This window comes from Bradyrhizobium sp. USDA 372, assembly GCF_053629095.1.
On sequence record NZ_JBRJHR010000001.1, the window covers coordinates 1,955,707 to 1,975,099 of the forward strand.

Consider the following 19,393-nt stretch of genomic DNA (forward strand, 5'->3'; position numbering starts at 1 on the left):
ATGCGCGCAAGACCATTGCTCTTCGTCGTGATCGCGCTTGCTGTCTCGCAGCCGGCGCTCGCCGCGGGCAAGCGGCCGCATCACATGACTGGGCCCGCCACCGATCCGGCCGCTCCCTACAAGGCCGATCGGCTCTCCTCCTCGCGCGGCGAGTCGATCCTCGACACGCCTGGCCAGACCACCGTGCTGACGCGGCAGGTTCTCGACGACAAGAGGGCGACCAGCCTGCGGGACGCCATGCGCTCGACCGCAGGTGTGACGATCGGACGCTAGGCCGCTTGCACCGCTCTCGGTCGCCCGCACGAGCACTCGCTGACACCCATGGCGAGCAGGGCGTAGCTGCGGCGATTTCGGACGACTTGTGCCTGAGACGCACGCCCCTTGCCGCCGGCTATCCTTAACGGGACCTCACCAATGCACGCGACCGGAAAATCCTGGGGCAGCGCGCAACCAGTGCTGGCCGAGCCCGGCTAGCGTCGATCTAACGGGCCCTTTACCCGTGCCGTGCAAGATTGCCCCCGTTTTCAGGGATCTGGGGCTCGTATTTCAATGCCTATTGCCGATCTGAAATCTCATTTTGCCGCCGCGAAGCGATTGTTTCGCGTTCCCGCCGACAATCCAGATCTGACGCGCGCGCAGTTCGACGCCTTCTCCAAGCAGATCCCGCTGCTCTACTTCATCCTCATCAGCAACACGATTGCGGTCGCCTACACCTATGTGAACGTGGCGCCGGACTGGCTGACGATGATCGTCCCGGCCGTGCTGACGGTGCTCGCAGGCTTACGGACCTTCTGGTGGCTACGCCAGCGCCGGCTCGTGCGCAGCGATGCCGACATCCTGCGCAATCTGCGCGCCACCAACTGGCTGACCCTGCCGATCGGCGCCGGCTTCACCGCCTGGTCCTTCGCGCTGTACCCCTACGGCGATCCCTTCGCCAAGAGCCAGGTCGCGTTCTACATGGCGGTCACCGTGATCGGCTGCATCTTCTCGCTGATGCATCTGCGCTCGGCGGCGCTGATCGTGACGCTGATCGTCGACGTGCCCTATGTGCTGTTCTTCTTCGCCACGGGCGAACCGACGCTGAAGGCGATCGCGGTCAACAACCTCCTGGTTTCCGGCGCGATGGTGACGGTGTTGTTCATCTACTATCGCGACTTCGCCGATCTCGTCGCCAGCCGCAAGTCGCTGCTCGCGCAACAGGCGGCGACGCAGGCGCTCTCTGACGAGAACTTCCGCCTTGCCAATCTCGATTCACTCACCGAGCTACCGAACCGCCGCCGCTTCTTCGCCGAGCTGTCGAGCGCCTTCACCGATGCCGAACGCAGGAAAGTCCGGGTCGCAGTCGGCATCATCGATCTCGACGGCTTCAAGCCGATCAACGACAATTACGGCCACTCAGTCGGCGACCGCGTCCTGATCGAGGCCGGCCGGCGCATCCGCGAGGTCTGCGAGGGTTTTGGTCCGCACCGGGTCGAATTCGCCCGACTCGGCGGTGACGAGTTCGGCCTCGTCGTGTGCGGCGACCCCAATGATGCGGATCTGCTACGGCTCGGCCAGCGCATCGGCGACCAGGTCAAGCTTCCCTATCAGCTCGATACCGCTCATACGGGGCTGTCCTGCTCGATCGGCTTTGCGTTGTTTCCGCAATCGGCCACGACCGCGGAAGCACTGTATGAATGCGCCGATTATTCGCTCTACCATGCCAAGCGCCATCTGCGCGGCCGCACCGTGATCTTCTCGAGCGAGCTCGAGGCCGAGATCCGCAGTCGCGGGGTCATCGAGAACCTGCTGCGCACCGCTGATTTCGCCACCGAGATGGACCTGGTGTTCCAGCCGATCGTCGATGCCATGAGCGAGCACACCGCCGGCTTCGAGGTGCTGGCGCGCTGGCGCAGCGCCCGCCTCGGCCTGGTCTCTCCGGCCGATTTCATTCCGGCTGCCGAGCGCATCGGTCTGATCCGGCCGCTGACGCAAGCGCTGCTGGTGCGCGCACTCGCCGTCGCCAGGACGTGGCCCGATCACATCCGCCTCTCGTTCAACCTCTCTGCACACGACGTCTGCGCGGCGGAGGGCATCTTGCCGCTGATCGCCATCATCGAGAAGAGCGGGCTGCCGCCACAGCGGATCGATTTCGAGATCACCGAAACCGCCGTCACCTTCGACTTCGTCCGCGCGCAGCAATCGATCGCAACGCTGAAGGCAATGGGCTGCGGCATTTCGCTGGACGATTTCGGCACCGGCTATTCGTCGTTGAGCCACGTGCACCGGCTGCCGCTCGACAAGATCAAGGTCGACCGCAGCTTCGTTTCCGACATCAACGAGAATCCGGTCAGCCACAAGATCATCAAATCGCTCACCGGCCTCTGCGACGACATGGAGATCGCCTGCGTCGTCGAGGGCGTCGAGACCCGTGCTCAGCTCGACACCCTGCGCCGCCTGGGGTGTGACTTCATCCAGGGCTATTATTTCGCAAAGCCCATGCCGGCCGATGCGATTGGCGACCATCTGGCGAAGGAGAGCCGGCGCCTCGACGGCACCGGCGCCAAGGTCGTGGCCTGAGCCTCCGTCTACCTCGCCAGGCTCGGCAGATCGAGCCCCTTGTCGCGGGCGCAGTCGATCGCGATGTCGTAGCCGGCATCGGCATGACGCATGACGCCGCTGGCGGGATCGTTCCACAGCACGCGCTCGATCCGCTTCGCCGCCTCGGGCGTGCCGTCGGCGACGATCACCATGCCGGCATGCTGCGAATAGCCGATGCCGACGCCGCCGCCATGATGCAGCGACACCCAGGTCGCCCCGCTCGCGCAATTGAGCAGCGCATTGAGCAGCGGCCAATCGGACACCGCATCCGATCCGTCCTTCATCGCCTCGGTCTCGCGGTTGGGGCTTGCCACCGAGCCGCTGTCGAGATGATCGCGACCGATCACGATCGGCGCTTTCAATTCGCCGCGCGCCACCATCTCGTTGAAGGCAAGGCCGAGGCGATGGCGATCGCCGAGGCCGACCCAGCAGATCCGCGCCGGCAGGCCCTGGAACTTGATGCGCGCCTTGGCCATATCGAGCCAATTGTGCAGATGCTTATCGTCGGGCATCAGCTCCTTGACCTTGGCGTCGGTCTTGAAGATGTCCTCGGGATCGCCCGACAGCGCGGCCCAGCGGAAGGGCCCGATACCGCGGCAGAACAGGGGACGGATATAGGCGGGCACGAAGCCGGGGAAATCGAACGCGTTCTTCAGGCCCATGTCCTGCGCCATCTGGCGGATATTGTTACCGTAGTCGAGCGTCGGAATGCCCTGGGCATGGAAGTCCAGCATGGCCTGGACATGCTCGACCATCGACGTCTTGGAGGCGCGCTCCACCGTCTTCGGATCGGACGCACGCTTGGCTTCCCACTCAGCGAGCGTCCAGCCCTTCGGCAAGTAGCCGTTGATCGGATCATGGGCGCTGGTCTGGTCGGTGACGATATCAGGCTTGACGCCGCGGCGGACCAGTTCGGGGAAGATCTCCGCGGCGTTGCCGAGCAGGCCGACCGAGACCGCCTTCTTCGTCTTCGTAGCGTCCGCCATGATCGCGAGCGCTTCGTCGAGCGTTGCGGCCTGCCGGTCGAGATAGCCGGTCCGCAAGCGCATCTCGATGCGGCTCGGCTGGCATTCGACCGCAAGCATCGAAGCGCCGGCCATGGTCGCGGCCAGCGGCTGCGCACCGCCCATGCCTCCCAAGCCGGCGGTGAGAATCCATTTGCCGGCGAGGCTGCCGCCATAATGGCGACGGCCGACCTCGACGAAGGTTTCATAGGTGCCCTGCACGATGCCCTGGCTGCCGATATAGATCCAGGAGCCCGCCGTCATCTGGCCGTACATCATAAGACCCTGGCGATCGAGCTCGTTGAAATGATCGAGCGTGGCCCAATGCGGCACGATGTTGGAGTTCGCGATCAGCACGCGCGGCACGTCGGCATGGGTCCGGAACACACCAACCGGCTTGCCAGACTGGACCAGCAGCGTCTGGTCGGCTTCCAGCTTGCGCAAGGCCGCAACGATCCGGTCAAAACTCTCCCAGTCGCGGGCGGCGCGGCCGATGCCACCATAGACGACGAGCTCGCTCGGGCGCTCCGCAACGTCTGGGTCGAGATTGTTCATCAGCATGCGCAACGGCGCTTCCGTGAGCCAGCTCTTGGCGCTGATGTCGCTGCCGCGGGGAGCGCGGATGGTGCGGTCATTGTCCAGTCGGCGGTTCATGTGGACCTCTTCAGACGAGTCTCGGAAACGGATCGGAACGAAGCTGGGCGACCGCGGCAGCTGGAAGCGCATCGGCTTCGATCAATGCAGCGGCCTTGGCGAGATCGCCGGCCATGTAGCGATCGGCAGCGAGCGCAGGCACCTGCTCACGCAACGCGGCAATGACGGCGACCAGCGGCGCGCTGGTCGCATGTGGCGCGCGCAGCGTGATGCCTTGGGCGGCGACCAGAAGCTCGATGCCGAGAATGGCGGCGAGATTGTCGGCCATGTCGGACAGGCGCCGCGCGGCATGCGCAGCCATCGAGACATGGTCCTCCTGGTTGGCACTGGTCGGCGTCGAATCGATCGAGCAGGCGAGCGCACGCTGCTTGTTCTCGGCATAGAGCGCGGCCGCCGTCACCTCGGCGATCATGAAGCCGGAATTGAGGCCGGGATCGGGGGTGAGGAACGGCGGCAGGCCGAAATTGAGCGCGGGATCGACCAGCGTCGCGATGCGCCGCTCGCTGATCGCGCCGATTTCAGACAGCGCCAGCGCGAGTGCATCGGCGGCAAAGGCCACCGGCTCGGCGTGGAAATTGCCGCCGGAGACGATCTCCCCGGTCTCGACCAGCACCAGCGGGTTGTCGGTGACCGCGTTGGCCTCGACGATCAGCGTGCGCGCCGCCTGCGTGATCAGATCGAGGGCTGCGCCTGCGACCTGTGGCTGGCAGCGCAGGCAATAGGGGTCCTGCACACGCTCGTCGCCTTCGAGGTGAGAGAGGCGGATGTCGCTGCCATCCAGCAGCGCGGTCAACGTCGCGGCCGCGGCGATCTGGCCGGCATGGCCGCGCAGCGCCTGGATTTCGGGGCGGAACGGTGCCGTCGAAGCCATCGCCGCATCCACCGACAGCGCGCCGGTCACGAGTGCGGCGCGGGCGAGGCGATATGCACGCAGCACACCCGATAGGGCGTAGGCGGTCGAGAATTGCGTGCCGTTGATCAGCGCGAGGCCTTCCTTCGGCCCGAGAATCAGCGGCGTGAGGCCGGCGACCTCGAGGGCGTCGGCGCCGGATACGGTCTTCCCGTCAACGATCGCCTGCCCCTCGCCGATCATCACGGCCGTCATGTGCGCGAGCGGTGCCAGATCGCCGGAGGCGCCGACCGAGCCCTGCTGCGGCACCAGCGGACAGACGCCACGGGCCAGCATGTCCTGCAACTGCTCGATCACCGCGCGGCGCACGCCGGAGGCGCCACGCCCGAGCGAGACGATCTTCAACGCCATCATCAACCGCACGATCGGCTCCGGCGTTGCCGGGCCGACGCCGCAGCAATGCGAGACGATGAGGTTGCGCTGGAGCTGCGCGGTCTGGTCCGGCGGAATGCGCTTGGAGGCCAGCTTTCCAAAACCGGTGTTGATGCCGTAGACGGGGACGTCCGCCTGCGCAGCTCGCGTAACGATTTGCGCAGCCGCCTCGACACGCGGCCAGAACGAAGGATTGAGCACGACGGGGGCGCCTTCGAGCACGCGCGCGAGATCGTCGAGGCTCACTGTTCCCGGCTTGACGACGATCGCTGTTTCCTGCTCCGTCACTGCCCCCTCCATACCCGCTTGTGCAGCGGATTGAAGCCGATGCGGTACACCAGCTCGGCGGGCCGCTCGATCTCCCAGATCGCAAGGTCGCACCATTTGCCGGCTTCCAGCGTGCCGGTCTCATTCAGGAGACCGAGTGCCCGCGCGCCTTCACGGGTGACGCCGGCGAGGCACTCGGCCACGTTCATCCGGAACAGGGTCGCCCCCATGTTCATCGCGAGCAGCAGCGAGGTCAGCGGCGAGCTGCCGGGATTGCAGTCGGTCGCCAGCGCCATGGGAACGCCATGCTTGCGGAACGTCTCGACCGGGGGCTTCTGCGTCTCGCGAATGAAGTAGAACGCGCCGGGCAGCAGCACCGCCACCGTGCCGGCGCTCGCCATTGCGACGGCACCGGCCTCATCGGTGTGCTCGAGATGATCGGCCGAGAGCGCCGAGAATCTCGCGGCAAGCGCAGCGCCGCCGAGATTCGAGAGCTGGTCGGCATGGAGCTTAACCGGCAGTCCAAGTCCCCTCGCCGTTTCGAACACTCGCGCGGTCTGCTCGGCGGAGAATGCGATGCCCTCCATGAAGGCGTCGACGGCGTCGGCGAGGCCCGCTTTTGCGACCGCCGGCAGCATCTCCTTGCAGACGCGGTCGATGTAACCATCCTTGTCGCCAGCGGCCTCGACCGGCAGCGCATGCGCGCCCAGGAACGACGTGCGGATCGTCACCGGCCGCGCGCGGCCGAGGCTGCGCGCCGCCGCAAGCTGTCGCATTTCGGTTTCGGTATCGAGGCCGTAGCCGGACTTGATCTCGACCGTGGTCGCGCCCTCATCGATCAGCGCGGCGAGCCGCGGCAGCGCGCCTGCAACGAGCTCGGCTTCACTGGCCTTGCGCGTTGCTGCCACGGTCGAGACGATGCCGCCGCCGGCGCGCGCGATCTCCTCGTAGCTCGCCCCCTTCAGGCGCAGCTCGAATTCATGCGCGCGGTTGCCGCCATAGACCAGATGGGTATGGCAATCGACGAGACCGGGCGTGATCCAGCGCCCCTCGCAATCGATCCGCTCGATCGCGTCCGCATCGACGGGAAAGTCCGCTGTCGCGCCCGCATAGGCGATGTGGCCGCCGCGTGCGGCGATGACACCATGCTCGATCTCGCCGAGATCGGGACGGTCGGCCCGCATCGTCGCGAGGCGGGCATTATGCCAGATCCGGTCGAAGCGCGCTGCCATGCGGGTATCCATTCGCCCTAGGGATGCTTGACTTATATGTCTAGACATATAATCGTAAGGCGGTTCTGTCCAGCCGGCGTGTAAATCATGACCCGACTGCATTTCGCTTCCGCGCTCCTGCCTTCGGGCTGGGCCAATGACGTGCAGGTGGTCGTCACCGCCGGCGCGATCGCGGCGGTGACACCGGGCGTGGCGCCGGCCGCCGGCGACGAGCGCCACGCCATCGCGCTTCCGGGACTTGCAAGCCTGCACAGCCACGCCTTCCAGCGCGGCATGGCCGGGCTCGCGGAACTGCGCGGCGACAGCACCGACACCTTCTGGACCTGGCGCGAGACGATGTATCGCTTCGCGCTGGCGATGACGCCCGACGACGTCGCGACCGTTGCGACGCTGCTTTATGTCGAAATGCTCGAGCAGGGTTTTACCCACGTCGGCGAATTCCACTATCTGCACCACGACCGCGACGGCTCGCCCTACGCCGACCCTGCCGAGATGGCCGCGCGCATTGCCCAGGCGGCCGAAGCCTCCGGCATTGCGCTGACGCTGCTGCCGAGTTTCTATGCGCATGGCTCCTTTGGAGGCGCAGCGCCGCATGCCGGCCAGCGCCGTTTCATCTGCTCGGTCGATCAGTTCGCCGCATTGATGGCTGCCTCGCGCAAGGTGATCAGCGCACTGCCGGGCGCCAATATCGGCATCGCCCCGCACAGTTTGCGCGCTGTGGCGCCGGACGAGCTTGCGGCGATCATTCCGCTCGCGAACGGCGGACCGGTGCACATTCATGCGGCCGAGCAGGTGAAGGAGGTCGAGGATTGCCTGGCCTGGTCGGGCCGGCGTCCGGTGCAATGGCTGCTGGAGCACGCCCCGCTCGATCGGCGCTGGTGTCTCATTCACGCGACCCACATGACCGATGAGGAAGTGACGACGTTCGCCAGGACCGGTGCGGTGGCGGGCCTCTGTCCCATCACGGAAGCGAGCCTCGGCGACGGCATTTTTTCGGCGCGGGAGTTTGTCGCCGCCGGCGGCCTTTTCGGCGTCGGTACCGATTCCAACGTGTTGATTGGCGCAGCCGACGAATTGCGCCAGCTCGAATACGGCCAGCGGCTCAAGCACCGCCAGCGAAACGTGCTCTCCGGCGGCGCAGGTCATTCCACAGGACGCTCGCTGTTCGACAGAGCGCTCGCCGGCGGCGCGCGGGCGCTGGCGCAGCCGACGGTCGGCCTCACACCCGGTGCACGCGCCGACATCGTCACGCTCGACGCGGCGCATCCTTCGTTGGCAGGACGCGCGCACGATGCCGTCATCGACGGCTGGATCTTCGCCGCCGGCGGCGCCGCCATCGATTGCGTCTGGGCCGGCGGCCGCAAGGTGGTCGAGGGCGGTCAGCATGGATTGCGCCAAGCCGCACGCGAACGCTTCAACGCATCGATCCGGAGGCTCGTCGCATGAGCCTCGTCACCGATGCCGACAAGCCGACGCTCTACAAGCGTATCCGCGCCGACATCGAGAAGCGCATTCTGACCGGCGAGTGGCCGCCCGGCCACCGCATTCCCTTCGAGCACGAGCTGGTGGCGCGCTACGGCTGCTCGCGTATGACCGTGAACAAGGCGTTGTCGGAGCTCGCGCAAGCCGATCTGATCGAGCGGCGGCGGCGCGCCGGCTCGTTCGTGCGCCGGCCGCAGCATCAGTCGGCGGTGCTCAAGATCGCCGACATCCGCGCCGAGATCTCCGCGCTTGGACGCAGCTACGGCTACGAGCTGATCGGCCGCAAGCTGCGCGCGGCGACGGCCGCCGACCGCGATCGCCTCGGCGTGAAGAAGGCCGGCAAGGTGGTCGCGATCACCTGCCGGCATAGCGCCGACAACGTGCCCTTCGCAGTCGAGGACAGGCTGATCGATCTCTCGTCCGTGCCCGATGCCGCGGCCGCCGATTTCTCGCGCGAGCCGCCCGGCTCGTGGCTGCTTCACCATGTCCCATGGACCGAGGCCGAGCATACGATCAGTGCCATCGTTGCGGACGACCGCACGGCGGAAGCGCTCGACATTGCCGTCGGCGCCCCCTGCCTCGTGATCGACCGCTACACCTGGCGCAGCGCACGCACCATCACCGCGGTGCGCCTGCTCTATCCCGGTGACTCTCACCGCCTTGTCGCCCGATTCAAGGGAGGCTGAGAGGATATGTCGGCACAATTCGTGCAACGCGTCGGGCAACGGTCCAGGTGGGCCGAGAGTGATCAACAGGACGTCAAACCATCGATCGGCAAGAGGACGAAAATCATGCGTAGTTCGAAAGTATTTGCGACAATCATTGCCCTCGCGGTGGCCACCCCCGCGCTCGCCGACGACGTCAAGGTCGGCGTCGGCATCTCCGGCTGGACCGGATTCGCGCCGCTGACGCTGGCGAAGGAGGCGGGCATCTTCAAGAAGAACGGCCTCGACGTCACCATCAAGAAGATCCCCCAGAAGGACCGCCATCTCGCCATCGCCTCCGGCGACATCCAGTGCGCGGCGACCACGGTCGAGACCTGGATCTCCTGGAACGCCAACGGCGTCGCGACCAAGCAGATCTTCCAGCTCGACAAGAGCTACGGCGCCGACGGCATGGCCGTGCGCAACGACGTCGCCGCGATCAAGGACCTCAAGGGCAAGACCGTCGCAGCCTCCGCGCCGGGCACCTCGCCCTATTTCGCGCTGGCCTGGATGCTGAAGAAGAACGGCCTCACCACCAAGGACGTCACGATCGTCAACCTCGAGCCCGCTGCGGCCGCGCAGGCCTTCGTCTCCGGTCAGAACGATGCCGCGATGACCTATGAGCCCTATTTGTCGACGGTGCGTGCCGCGCCCGACAAGGGCAAGATCATCGCGACCACGCTCGACTATCCGATGGTGATGGACACGTTCGGCTGCACGCCGAAGTTCCTCACCGACAATCCCAAGGCCGCCAAGGCCCTCGCCGACAGCTACTTCGAGGCGATCGAGATGATCGCCAAGGACCAGGCCAAGTCCTACGAGATCATGGGCGCCGACGTGAAGCAGACCGGCGAGCAGTTCGGCAACTCGGCGAAATATCTGCGCTGGCAGGACAAGGCTGCGAACCAGAAGTTCTTCGCCGGCGACTTCCTGACCTTCAACAAGGAGGCCGCCGAGCTGCTGCTCGAGATCGGCATCATCAAGGCCGCGCCGAAGGTCGAGGACCTCTACGACGCGAGCTTCATCAAGTAACGTTCTCCAAGATGCCGGTTCCGCCTCGGGCGGAGCCGGCGCACCATTCGGATACAGTTTGATGCGTCCCCTGGATCCCGTGACATCGAAGCAGCGTGCGGCGTACGGCTTGGCGTTCTTCGTGCTGTTCGTCGCCCTCTGGTCGTGGGCGACGTTCGGCGGCCATGTGTCGAAGACCTTCCTCGCCAATCCGCTCACCATGGTGCAGGAGGGCCTCGAGCTGCTCGCCAAGCACGGCTTCCTGTTCGACATCGGCATGACGATCTGGCGCGTCGTCGGCGGCTTTGCACTCGCGGCCGTCATTGCGGTGCCGCTCGGCGTGCTGATGGGCGCCTACAAGCCGGTCGAAGCCTTCCTCGAGCCGTTCGTCTCATTTGCACGTTATCTGCCCGCTTCCGCCTTCATCCCGTTGCTGATCCTGTGGGCCGGCATCGGGGAATTGCAGAAGCTGCTCGTCATCTTCATCGGTTCGGTGTTCCAGGTCATCCTGATGGTCGCGGTGACGGTCGGCGCCACGCGGCGCGATCTGGTCGAGGCCGCCTACACGCTCGGCGCCAGCGACCGCGGCATCATCCGCCGCGTGCTGCTGCCCTCCTCCGCGCCGGAGATCGCAGAAATCCTGCGGCTGGTGCTGGGCTGGGCCTGGACTTACGTCATCGTCGCCGAGCTGATCGGCTCGTCCTCGGGCATCGGTCATATGATCACCGACAGCCAGGCGCTGCTCAACACCGGCCAGATCATCTTCGGCATCATCGTGATCGGATTGATCGGCCTGATCTCCGACTTCCTGTTCAAGGCGTTCAACGCCTGGCTGTTTCCCTGGAAGCTCGCATGACCATTCTCAAGATTGAACAGGTCTCGCGCACCTTCCCCGCGCGCCACGGCAACGCGCCGACCAGGGCGCTGGAGCCGACCGACCTCACCATCGGCAACAACGACTTCGTCACCATCCTCGGCCCCTCCGGCTGCGGCAAGTCCACGCTGCTGCGCATCGTCGCGGGCCTCGACCGTCCGACCGGTGGCCGCGTCACGCTGGACGGGCGCGAGGTGACCGGCCCGGGCGCCGATCGCGGCATGGTGTTCCAGTCCTACACGCTCTTCCCCTGGCTGACGGTCCGCGAGAACATCGCCTTCGGCCTGCGCGAGCGTGGCGTGTCCGACGCGGAGCGACACAAGATCGCGGATGCCTTCATCCGCCAGGTTGGACTGTCCGGCTTCGAAAATCACTGGCCGAAGCAGCTCTCCGGCGGCATGCAGCAGCGCACGGCGATCGCACGCGCGCTTGCCAATGACCCGAAGATCTTGTTGCTCGACGAGCCCTTCGGCGCGCTCGACAACCAGACCCGCGCCCTGATGCAGGAGATGCTGCTCGGGATCTGGGAGCGCGACCAGAAGACGGTGCTGTTCGTCACCCACGACATCGAGGAAGCCATCTTCCTCGGCAGCCGCGTCATCGTCATGAGCGCACGCCCCGGACGCATCAAGGCCGAAATCCATGTGGACCTGCCGCATCCCCGCTCCTACAAGATCAAGACCACGCCGGAATTCGTCCAGCTGAAGGAACGGCTGGTCGAGGAGATCCGCACCGAGGCACTGAAGGTTGCCGAACATGCCTGAAACTCGCGCCGACGGACATCGCGTCCTCGCCGACCTCCATGCGCTGCGCGCCATCGGCGCCTACAAGACCGGCGTGCACAAGCCGACCTTCTCCGAACCGCACAAGCTGTCGCTGGAGTGGCTCGTCCAGAAGCTGCCCGAGGCCGACCTCTCCGCGACGATCGACGGCATCGGCAATGTCTTCGGGACGACTACGAAGCCCGGGCCGAAGCTGCTGGCGGGATCGCACCTGGAAAGCCAGAATTATGCCGGCTGGCTCGATGGCCCGCTCGGCGTCGTCTATGCGCTCGAGGCCGCGCGCGTCCTGAACGCCGACGCTTCCGTGAACGGCGCGGTCGAGGTCGCCGCCTGGTGCGACGAGGAGGGACATTTCGGTCATTTCCTCGGCTCGCGCTCCTATGTCGGACAGGTTGCCGAGGCCGACATCGAAGCCGCCCGCGACCGCACCAGCGGCCGCACCATGCGCGATGCCCTTGCCGACATGGGGCTCGCGGGGCGTCCGCGCATCACCGCCGAGCCGGGACGGCACGTCGGTTATCTCGAGGCGCATATCGAGCAGGGCGACACGCTCGAAAGCGGGCGCCTCGCGATCGGCGTCGTGACGTCCATCGTCGGCATCTGGCAGTACCAGATCAATTTCACCGGCGAGCAGAACCATGCCGGCACCACGCGCATGGCGGTGCGCAAGGATGCCGGCCTCGCGCTGGCGAAATTCTGCGTCGCGATCGAGGAACGTTTTCCGAAAGCCTGCGGCCCGCGCACGGTCTGGACCACCGGCCGCATCACGCTCGATCCGGGCGCGCCGAGCATCATCCCCGGTGGCGCAGAGATGCTGTTCCAGATTCGCGACGACGATCCGACGGTCATCGCGCGGCTGGAGCAATTGCTCCGGACCATGGCGGACGAGGCCAGTGCCAAGGGCCCCTGCACCGTCAGCGTGACGAAGCTGCGCACCGGCGCACCCGCGATGATGAATGCGGGCTTTCAGGACGCGATCGAGGCCGCGAGCAAGGCCGTCGCCGGCGGCCGATCCATCCGCATGCCCAGCGGCGCCGGCCACGATGCGCAGATGCTGGCAACCGTCATGCCCGCCGGCATGCTGTTCGTGCCGTCGATCGGCGGCATCAGCCATCACTGGACCGAGAACACGGCGGATGCCGACATCGTGACGGGCGCAGAGGTGTTCGTCGAGGCGTGCCGGCGGATCCTTGGCGGCTAGCGCTGCGTCCGGAGCGCGACCGAGAGTTTGGCGTCTGCTCTCTCCGCCCGTCATTGCGAGGAGCTCGCGACAAAATTGCGTAGCAATTTTGCGCAGATGCGACGAAGCAATCCATAATCTATCCGCGGAAAGATTCTGGATTGCTTCGCTGCGCTCGCAATGACGGAGTATGACGCAACTACATTGCTCTTTCAGTGCCGTAGGGTGGGCAAAGGCGCATAGCGCCGTGCCCACCAACCTTGGCAGTAAGCGAGAATGGTGGGCACGCTGCGCTTTGCCCACCCTACGATATTTGAGCTTGTCACACGCAGATTCGCCTCGCTCCATCCGGGCAACCGGCCACCCGCAATCGCGACAAGTTGCTCGCAGCTGGCACGAGCTGCGACAATCTGAACGCGGTACCGACACAAAGCTGCGGCATTTCTCCGCTTTCTCCACCGTCCCGCCTGTACTTCCCCGGAGTTCCCATGTCTTCTGCCGATCGGCCGGCGACCCGTCTTGCCACTCGGCTTGCCTTCCTCGTCGCGGGCTTCGGCATCGCGTGCTGGGCACCGCTGGTGCCGTTCGCGAAGGCGCGGCTCGCCGTCGACGACGGGGTTCTCGGGCTGCTCCTGCTCAGCCTCGGCATCGGCTCGGTCGTCGCGATGCTGCTCACAGGCGTTCTCAGCGCGCGCTACGGCAGCAGGCCGGTCATCGTCGCGGGCGGGCTTGGTCTCACACTGGTGCTGCCGCTGCTGGCGATCGCAAGCTCGCCGCTGTCGCTGGCGCTGGCGCTGCTTGCGTTCGGCGCCGCGCTCGGTTCGATCGACGTCGCCATGAACATCCACGCCGTGGAGGTGGAGCGCGCCGCGGGACGCCCGCTGATGTCCGGGTTCCACGCCCTGTTCAGCATCGGCGGCTTCGCCGGATCCGCGCTGATGACGGCGCTGCTCTCGCTGCAGCTCGGGGCGCTCGCCTGTACCCTGATCTGCTCCGTGCTGATGCTGATCGCGATGCTCGTAACCTGGCCGCGCCTGCTTCGCTCGGTGCAGGTGCAGGAAGGCCCATTGTTCGTGCTGCCGCACGGATCGGTGCTGCTGCTGGCGCTGCTCGGCGCCATCACCTTCCTGGTCGAAGGCGCGATGCTCGATTGGGGCGCGCTGCTCGTGATCGGCGCCGGGCTCGTCAGCGAGGCGCAAGGCGGCGTCGGCTACATCGTGTTCTCGATCGCGATGACGATCGGGCGGCTCGGCGGCGACGCGGTCGTTGCGCGCATCGGAGACCGCACGACATTGCTGTGGGGCAGCCTCATTGCGATCGCCGGCTTCGTGGTGCTGCTCACCGCCCCCGTGGCAGCGGTCGCCATCGGCGGATTCCTGCTGATCGGGCTCGGCGCCTCGAACCTCGTGCCTGTGCTGTTCCGCCGGGCGGCGCAGCAAAAGGTGATGCCCACGGGACTTGCGGTCGCGGCGATCACGACGGCAGGCTACGCAGGCGTCCTGCTCGGCCCTGCCGGCGTCGGCTTCGTCGCACAGCTCGGCGGACTGCCGATGGCATTTTGGCTGCTCGCCGCCTTGATGGGTCTCGTCACGTTGACGGCGCAGATCGTCACCGCGGAGCAGCGCCCGACCGGGCCTTAGCCTCCGACCGCCGCAGCGCGACGCGGCAGCTTCCAGCCGGGCCGGATGAAGTGGCAGGTGTAGCCATCCGGATAATGTTCGAGATAATCCTGATGCTCGGGCTCGGCTTCCCAGAACTCGCGCGCGGGCGCGACCTCGGTCATCACCTTGCCGGGCCACAGGCCGGACGCCTCGACGTCGGCAATGGTGTCTTCGGCAATCCGCTTCTGCTCCTCGCTGGTGTAGAAGATCGCCGAGCGATAGCTCGTGCCGACATCGTTGCCCTGACGGTTGAGCGTGGTCGGATCATGGATCTGGAAGAAGAACTCCAGCATGGTCCGGAAGCTGGTCCTGGCTGGGTCGAACACGATCTCGATCGCTTCGGCATGGCCATCATGGTTGCGGTAGGTGGCGTTCTTGACGTGCCCGCCGGTGTAACCGACGCGGGTGGAGATCACGCCCGGCTGCTTGCGGATCAGATCCTGCATGCCCCAGAAGCAGCCTCCGGCCAAAACTGCGCGTTCCGTCGTCATGTGATGTGCTCCCAATGATCGCCAAACAGCTCGTGCATCATATAGGCTTTCGGCCTCCCGGCCGAAAGCCACGCATTGACGCGGGTCCACCCGGTGCCTGGACCGGACGGACCGGAAGCAAACGCTTGCCCTAGACCAGCTTGGCGTCGAGCGTGATGGCGGCGTTGAGCACCTTGGACACCGGGCAGTTCTTCTCGGCCTCGCCGGCGAACCGGGCGAAGCCGGCATCGTCGAGACCAGGCACTTTCGCCCGCAGGGTCAGCGCGGATTTGCTGATCTTGAAACCCTTGCCTTCGGGCTCGAGCGTGACGGCGGCTTCGGTCGAGAGCTCGTCAGGCGTGAAACCCGCCATCTGGAGGCCGAAGGCAAGCGCCATGGTAAAACAGCCGGCATGGGCTGCGGCGATCAACTCTTCGGGATTGGTGCCCTTCTCGTTCTCGAAGCGGGTCTTGAACGAATAGGGCGTCGCGGCAAGCACGCCGGATTCGCTCGACAGTTGGCCCGTGCCATCGCGGCCAGTGCCCTTCCAGACTGCTGTTGCCTTGCGGATCATCTCAGCTCTCCTTGCTTGCCTAAACCGGATCGAACGCGCGGATCGGCGGCAGATTGCCGGTGAACTTCTCCACCTCGACGGTCGTCAACTGGCCGGTGCAGCCCTGCGCCAGGGACGAGGTGCCGACGTCGCGGGTCAGCACGTTCGGATTGCCGTGAACGCAGAGCGGCGCCTCGTCTTCGGGATCCATCGGATCGTACCACGCGCCGGTCGGAAGCTGAACCACCCCGGGCGCGATGCCGTCGGTGACGTGGACCGCGGCGAGGCACGCGCCGCGCTCGTTGAACAGGCGGATGATGTCGCCGTCCTTGATGCCGCGCGCCTGTGCATCGACCGGGTTCATGCGCGCGACCTCGCGGCCGCGATGCTTTGCGGAGAGCGAATGCCCGCCGAAATCGAGCTGGCTGTGCAGGCGCGTCACCGGCTGGTTAGCGACGAGGAAGCACGGCGCCCCCGGCTTGGGAATGTCGGTCTTGTCGAGCCAGACCGGATGGCCCGGACAATCCGCATCGCCGTGCGCTGCGATCTTGGCCGAGAAGATCTCGATCCGTCCGCTCGGCGTCGGCAAAGCGTGATTGACGGGGTCCTCGCGGAAGCGGCGCAGCCGGCCGCCGTCGTCGGGCTGCTGCGGCACGACCAGGCTGCCGCGCGCCCAGAACTCGTCGAAGTCAGGCGCCTCCAGGCCGCGCTTCGCCAGCGAGGCGCGGGTTGGCTCGTAGAGATGCTCCAGCCATTGCCGCGACGTGCGTCCCTCGGTGAAGGGCTCGCGCACGCCGAGACGTTCGGCGAGATCGGCAAAGATGTCGTAGTCGTCGCGCGCCAGCCCGAACGGCTCGGCGATCCGGTGCATGGCGACCATGAGCGGGTCGTTGGTGGAATAGCCGATGTCCTCGCGCTCCAGCGTCATCGTGGAAGGCAGCACGATGTCGGCGTGGCGGGCGGTGGCGGTCCAGGCGAGCTCGTGCACGGCCAGCGTGTCCACCTTCGCGAACGCCTTGCGCAGGCGATTGATGTCCTGATGGTGATGGAACGGATTGCCGCCCGCCCAGTAGACCAGACGAATGTCCGGATAGGTGCGCGTCTCGCCGTTGTAGCGATACGTGCCGCCGGGATTGAGCAGCATGTCGGCGATGCGCGCCACCGGAATGAAATCGGCAACGCCGTTGCGGCCCTGCCCCAGCGTCGGCCCCGGCACGTCGTTGACGCGGCGGCCGTAATAGCCGATCGCCCCCAGCGAATAGGCATAGCCGCCACCGGGAAGGCCGATCTGGCCGAGGGCCGCCGCCAGCACCATGCCCATCCACACCGGCTGCTCGCCATGCTCGGCGCGCTGCAGCGAATGGGAGACGGTGACGAGCGCGCGCTTTCCGGCAAGACGCCGCGCCAGCTTGCGGATCGCATCCGCCTCGACGCCGCAGATCGCGGCGGCCCATTCGGCGTGCTTGGCTTGCCCGTCGCTCTCGCCGTTGAGATAGCGCAGGAAGATTGGCCAGCCCTCGGTGTAGCGATCGAGGAAGGCCTGGTCGTGCAGGTTCTCTCCGACCAGCGTATGGACGATGCCGAGCATCAACGCGGTGTCGGTGCCGGGCACGCAAGCCATCCATTCGGCGCCGGCCTCGACCGGCAGATCGTCGCGCAGCGGGCTGACCAGGATGAACTCGCAGCCGCGCGCCCGCGCCGCCGCCATGGCGCCGCGCTCGACATGCTTGCTGATCGAGCCGCCCGCCACCATGGAGTTCTTCAGCGCCATGCCGCCAAAGGCCAGCACGATGTCCGTCTCGGTCGCAATCTGCTCCCAGGTGACGTTGCGCTTGGTGATGTCCTCGTAGCCGGCCAGGATCTGCGGCAGCAGCACCGAGGACGCACCCGAGGAATAGGTGTTGACCGAGCGCACATAGCCGCCCATCGCGATATTGAGGAAGCGATGCACCTGGCTCTGGGCGTGATGGAAGCGCCCGGCACTCGACCAGCCATAGGAGCCGCCGAACACGGCGCCGGGGCCGCGCGCGTCGCGGATGCGGCCGAGCTCGTCGCCGAGGAGATCGAGCGCCTTGTCCCAGCTGACGGAGACAAATTCGTCGCGGCCGCGGCGATCGTCGGGGCCCGGCCCGCGCTCGAGCCAGCCGCGGCGGATTGCCGGCTGGGCGATGCGCGCCTGGTGGCGGAGCGCGCCGGGAAAATTGTCGATGATGCCGTTCGGATCGGGATCGCCCGCATAGGCCCTGACCTCCAGCCCGGCCACGCCCTGGCGCGCGGAGAACACGCCCCAATGCGAGGTGTGCGGCTTGAAGCCGTCCGACAGGTCAAGACCGGGGTCGGGGAAGCCAATCGTATCGTCCATCTCTGATCCTTGTTCCGGCGGCGTCGGCAAAGGGTGGTAATATACCGATCCGCTCCGGACGTCGTCGAGATCAGGGTTGACGGGAACGCTGACCTGCCCCGCGCAAAGCCAGCCTCAGGGCTGTTGACACTCCCGAGTGTCATCGAGCGCGTTATGGCGCCGACGCTGCATCATCCGCGTGCGCAGCAATCGACCAGCAGATTCCAGATCCGCTGCGTCTCTTCTCTCTTGTTCGCCTCCGGCACGTTCTCCGCGCTCGACCGATCAAGCGCGGCGATAGTGGGGGGTTGGCGAGGCACGATCCACCGCTCCGAAATCGGGTCGTACCATTTGCCGATATTCATCTCAGTCACGACGGTCGACTCACAAATTGACAGGCTCGGGCGATGCGCCCCGCGCGGTGCTCATTGGAGCCCGTGTGGCGCGCCACCCGATTCACCAATCAGGAGATCGCATGTTGGTTCCAGAACCCGCTGCGTCAGCCTGGCCGGGCCGGATGCAGCGTGCGCGGATGCCGCTCGTGCAGCAATCGCGCGAGCTCCTCACGCTCGGTGTCGCGGCCCTTCATCGCGGTCTCGAACAGTGCTTCCTGGATGTCGCGAGGCATGTCGCCCCACACGTCCATCGCCGCACGCCCGAGCAGGTCCGCAAAATGATCCACTCCATCGCTCATTCGGCTCTCCCGATCTGCACACGGGAATGGAACAGCGGCGGCCGCGCCGCGTTCCAATGCCATCATTGTGAAAAGGAGACGTCTTTTATGGGATTCTTCACCAAGGACATCAAATCGATGGAAGACCTGCTGCTGCACGGGCTCCAGGACATCTATTACGCAGAACAGCAGATTCTGAAAGCGCTGCCGAAGATGATCGACAAGGCGACCCACAGGGATCTCGTCGCCGGGCTGAAGGCGCATCTGGAAGAGACCAACAAGCAGGTCGAGCGCCTCGACAAGGTCTTCGCCAAGCTCGGCAAGGAGCCGAGCGGCATGCATTGTCCGGCCATCGACGGCCTGATCAAGGAAGCCGACGAGACCGCCGGGGAGATCGAGGACAAGGCCGTGCTGGACGCTGCGATCGTCGCCAACGCACAGGCGGTGGAGCACTACGAAATGTGCCGGTACGGCACGCTGATCGCCTGGGCGGAAGAGCTCGGCCACGACGACATCGTGCGCTTCCTCACCACCAATCTGAACGAAGAGAAGGCCGCCAACACCAAGCTCAACACGGTGGCCCTGCGCAAAGGCGTCAACGCCAAGGCGTCCAACGCCGCGTGATCGAGGCAGGCTGAGCAAG

18 protein-coding genes are annotated in these 19,393 nt (G+C 66.0%); 10 read left to right on the plus strand and 8 right to left on the minus strand.

The genetic code is table 11. The annotated features are described in order from the left end of the window. Positions 1–273, plus strand: coding sequence for a TonB-dependent receptor plug domain-containing protein (locus AB7M16_RS09555; protein ID WP_439402941.1), 273 nt, complete (start codon positions 1–3; stop codon positions 271–273). Positions 274–549: 276 nt separating this feature from the next. After that, positions 550–2,559, plus strand: a complete 2,010-nt coding sequence (locus tag AB7M16_RS09560) for a putative bifunctional diguanylate cyclase/phosphodiesterase (protein ID WP_453943743.1) — start codon at positions 550–552, stop codon at positions 2,557–2,559. Between the two features lie 8 nt (positions 2,560–2,567). Here the strand turns inward: AB7M16_RS09560 and hutU are convergent, their stop codons facing one another. The 3 genes from hutU to hutI are packed head-to-tail and all read right to left on the minus strand — an operon-like array spanning position 2,568 to position 7,019. Further along, positions 2,568–4,238: a urocanate hydratase gene (gene hutU / locus AB7M16_RS09565; protein WP_453943744.1), complete on the minus strand. Its 1,671-nt coding sequence runs from the start codon at positions 4,236–4,238 to the stop codon at positions 2,568–2,570. A 10-nt stretch (positions 4,239–4,248) separates the two neighbouring features. Next, entirely contained in the window at positions 4,249–5,808 is a 1,560-nt protein-coding gene (hutH, locus tag AB7M16_RS09570; protein ID WP_453943745.1) for a histidine ammonia-lyase, read from the minus strand. Continuing rightward, on the minus strand, positions 5,805–7,019 hold the full coding sequence (gene hutI / locus AB7M16_RS09575) for an imidazolonepropionase (protein ID WP_453943746.1): 1,215 nt from the start codon (positions 7,017–7,019) through the stop codon (positions 5,805–5,807). The genes hutH and hutI overlap by 4 nt, the downstream gene beginning before the upstream one ends. Before the next feature lie 87 nt (positions 7,020–7,106). Between hutI and AB7M16_RS09580 the strand changes: the two genes are divergently transcribed. From AB7M16_RS09580 to AB7M16_RS09610, 7 genes are all read left to right on the plus strand, one after another. After that, the gene (locus AB7M16_RS09580) at positions 7,107–8,465 is read left to right on the plus strand and encodes a formimidoylglutamate deiminase (protein ID WP_453943747.1); all 1,359 of its coding nucleotides are present in this window, start codon (positions 7,107–7,109) and stop codon (positions 8,463–8,465) included. Continuing rightward, entirely contained in the window at positions 8,462–9,187 is a 726-nt protein-coding gene (gene hutC, locus AB7M16_RS09585; protein ID WP_212255242.1) for a histidine utilization repressor, read from the plus strand. The genes AB7M16_RS09580 and hutC overlap by 4 nt, the downstream gene beginning before the upstream one ends. Before the next feature lie 105 nt (positions 9,188–9,292). After that, entirely contained in the window at positions 9,293–10,237 is a 945-nt protein-coding gene (locus AB7M16_RS09590) for an ABC transporter substrate-binding protein (RefSeq protein WP_212255240.1), read from the plus strand. 61 nt (positions 10,238–10,298) lie between these two features. Then, positions 10,299–11,072 (plus strand): ABC transporter permease, encoded by a 774-nt coding sequence (locus tag AB7M16_RS09595; RefSeq protein ID WP_172785602.1) that lies wholly within the window; start codon positions 10,299–10,301, stop codon positions 11,070–11,072. Next, positions 11,069–11,854, plus strand: coding sequence for an ABC transporter ATP-binding protein (locus AB7M16_RS09600; RefSeq protein WP_453943748.1), 786 nt, complete (start codon positions 11,069–11,071; stop codon positions 11,852–11,854). The genes AB7M16_RS09595 and AB7M16_RS09600 overlap by 4 nt, the downstream gene beginning before the upstream one ends. After that, positions 11,847–13,073, plus strand: coding sequence for a hydantoinase/carbamoylase family amidase (locus AB7M16_RS09605; protein ID WP_453943749.1), 1,227 nt, complete (start codon positions 11,847–11,849; stop codon positions 13,071–13,073). The genes AB7M16_RS09600 and AB7M16_RS09605 overlap by 8 nt, the downstream gene beginning before the upstream one ends. A gap of 467 nt (positions 13,074–13,540) precedes the next feature. Continuing rightward, positions 13,541–14,692, plus strand: coding sequence for an MFS transporter (locus tag AB7M16_RS09610; protein WP_439402936.1), 1,152 nt, complete (start codon positions 13,541–13,543; stop codon positions 14,690–14,692). Here AB7M16_RS09610 and msrA read toward each other — a convergent pair. From msrA to AB7M16_RS09635, 5 genes are all read right to left on the minus strand, one after another. Further along, complete coding sequence (gene msrA / locus AB7M16_RS09615) at positions 14,689–15,204, minus strand: peptide-methionine (S)-S-oxide reductase MsrA (protein ID WP_453943750.1); 516 nt, start codon at positions 15,202–15,204, stop codon at positions 14,689–14,691. The genes AB7M16_RS09610 and msrA overlap by 4 nt on opposite strands. Before the next feature lie 130 nt (positions 15,205–15,334). After that, entirely contained in the window at positions 15,335–15,757 is a 423-nt protein-coding gene (locus AB7M16_RS09620) for an OsmC family protein (protein ID WP_172785607.1), read from the minus strand. A gap of 19 nt (positions 15,758–15,776) precedes the next feature. After that, positions 15,777–18,098, minus strand: coding sequence for a molybdopterin guanine dinucleotide-containing S/N-oxide reductase (locus AB7M16_RS09625; RefSeq protein ID WP_453943751.1), 2,322 nt, complete (start codon positions 18,096–18,098; stop codon positions 15,777–15,779). A 170-nt stretch (positions 18,099–18,268) separates the two neighbouring features. Further along, positions 18,269–18,442: a hypothetical protein gene (locus AB7M16_RS09630; protein WP_260380180.1), complete on the minus strand. Its 174-nt coding sequence runs from the start codon at positions 18,440–18,442 to the stop codon at positions 18,269–18,271. A gap of 134 nt (positions 18,443–18,576) precedes the next feature. Beyond that, positions 18,577–18,771 carry a hypothetical protein gene (locus AB7M16_RS09635; RefSeq protein ID WP_172785609.1) on the minus strand — a complete coding sequence of 65 codons (195 nt, stop codon included), beginning with the start codon at positions 18,769–18,771 and terminating at the stop codon, positions 18,577–18,579. Positions 18,772–18,858: 87 nt separating this feature from the next. On the opposite strand from AB7M16_RS09635, the gene AB7M16_RS09640 reads away from it, so the two are divergent. Then, the gene (locus AB7M16_RS09640) at positions 18,859–19,374 is read left to right on the plus strand and encodes a YciE/YciF ferroxidase family protein (protein WP_453943752.1); all 516 of its coding nucleotides are present in this window, start codon (positions 18,859–18,861) and stop codon (positions 19,372–19,374) included. The last annotated feature ends 19 nt before the right edge of the window (positions 19,375–19,393 follow it).

What these genes read in the sequence shown, in the direction of transcription:
- AB7M16_RS09595 (WP_172785602.1), top strand. Translation starts at nt 10,299, where the DNA reads ATGCGTCCCCTGGATCCCGTGACATCGAAGCAGCGTGCGGCGTACGGC.
- AB7M16_RS09600 (WP_453943748.1), top strand. Translation starts at nt 11,069, where the DNA reads ATGACCATTCTCAAGATTGAACAGGTCTCGCGCACCTTCCCCGCGCGC.
- hutI (WP_453943746.1), bottom strand. Translation starts at nt 7,019, where the DNA reads ATGGCAGCGCGCTTCGACCGGATCTGGCATAATGCCCGCCTCGCGACG.
- AB7M16_RS09555 (WP_439402941.1), top strand. Translation starts at nt 1, where the DNA reads ATGCGCGCAAGACCATTGCTCTTCGTCGTGATCGCGCTTGCTGTCTCG.
- AB7M16_RS09640 (WP_453943752.1), top strand. Translation starts at nt 18,859, where the DNA reads ATGGGATTCTTCACCAAGGACATCAAATCGATGGAAGACCTGCTGCTG.
- hutU (WP_453943744.1), bottom strand. Translation starts at nt 4,238, where the DNA reads ATGAACCGCCGACTGGACAATGACCGCACCATCCGCGCTCCCCGCGGC.
- hutC (WP_212255242.1), top strand. Translation starts at nt 8,462, where the DNA reads ATGAGCCTCGTCACCGATGCCGACAAGCCGACGCTCTACAAGCGTATC.
- AB7M16_RS09635 (WP_172785609.1), bottom strand. Translation starts at nt 18,771, where the DNA reads ATGAGCGATGGAGTGGATCATTTTGCGGACCTGCTCGGGCGTGCGGCG.
- AB7M16_RS09580 (WP_453943747.1), top strand. Translation starts at nt 7,107, where the DNA reads ATGACCCGACTGCATTTCGCTTCCGCGCTCCTGCCTTCGGGCTGGGCC.
- AB7M16_RS09590 (WP_212255240.1), top strand. Translation starts at nt 9,293, where the DNA reads ATGCGTAGTTCGAAAGTATTTGCGACAATCATTGCCCTCGCGGTGGCC.
- AB7M16_RS09625 (WP_453943751.1), bottom strand. Translation starts at nt 18,098, where the DNA reads ATGGACGATACGATTGGCTTCCCCGACCCCGGTCTTGACCTGTCGGAC.
- AB7M16_RS09605 (WP_453943749.1), top strand. Translation starts at nt 11,847, where the DNA reads ATGCCTGAAACTCGCGCCGACGGACATCGCGTCCTCGCCGACCTCCAT.
- AB7M16_RS09630 (WP_260380180.1), bottom strand. Translation starts at nt 18,442, where the DNA reads ATGAATATCGGCAAATGGTACGACCCGATTTCGGAGCGGTGGATCGTG.
- AB7M16_RS09610 (WP_439402936.1), top strand. Translation starts at nt 13,541, where the DNA reads ATGTCTTCTGCCGATCGGCCGGCGACCCGTCTTGCCACTCGGCTTGCC.
- AB7M16_RS09560 (WP_453943743.1), top strand. Translation starts at nt 550, where the DNA reads ATGCCTATTGCCGATCTGAAATCTCATTTTGCCGCCGCGAAGCGATTG.
- AB7M16_RS09620 (WP_172785607.1), bottom strand. Translation starts at nt 15,757, where the DNA reads ATGATCCGCAAGGCAACAGCAGTCTGGAAGGGCACTGGCCGCGATGGC.
- msrA (WP_453943750.1), bottom strand. Translation starts at nt 15,204, where the DNA reads ATGACGACGGAACGCGCAGTTTTGGCCGGAGGCTGCTTCTGGGGCATG.